This window comes from Treponema sp. R8-4-B8, assembly GCF_054786175.1.
In genome coordinates this window covers 1-529 of record NZ_BDHE01000296.1, presented here as the reverse complement: position 1 = coordinate 529, position 529 = coordinate 1, and the positions used below count along the sequence as shown (strand labels likewise).

General features: G+C 39.5%; 1 protein-coding gene. It reads right to left on the bottom strand.

Annotation, left to right across the window (positions count from 1 at the left end; all coding sequences use genetic code 11):
- Positions 1-302: 302 nt before the first annotated feature.
- Positions 303-529, bottom strand: a 227-nt coding sequence (locus ACYVRA_RS08470) for a hypothetical protein (RefSeq protein ID WP_461252286.1), incomplete at its 5' end; no start/stop codon positions are given.

Here is a 529-nt window from a genome sequence, read left to right as displayed (position 1 = left end):
TTTTTAGACGGAAGGCTACAGATAAAGTCAAAATCTTTAAAATCATTAAAATCTTTTTTAGACGGAAGGCTTCGCCTTCCATAGATAGTTCGGGGGTAAACCCCCGAACTTCAATCAAAAGATAACGTCAAAACATCGGTGTTTTGATTGAAAATGCGGGGTTTAGCCCCGCATTTATCTATGAAGCCGAAGGCTTCGTCTAAAAAAGAATTTGACTTTAAGGCTTTTTTTGATTGAAAATGCGGGGTTTACCCCGCATTTATCTATGAAAGGCGCGGAGCGCCTTTCGTCTTAAAATGATTTTAAAATGATTTTAAAATGATTTTAAAATGATTTAAAAAGATTTTAAAAGATTTTGTATTCTCGCATGATAGATGTGTATAAGAGACAGCTCCGACGCCGAGTACAAAGAGATGCTCTCGCAGCGTAGCGATATCTTCATCATTGAGAAGAGCAACCGCCTGAACAAAATCGAGTCCGTTTGCATGATTTTGGCCATCGCGGTCGGCGTGTTCCTGACGTTGCAGCA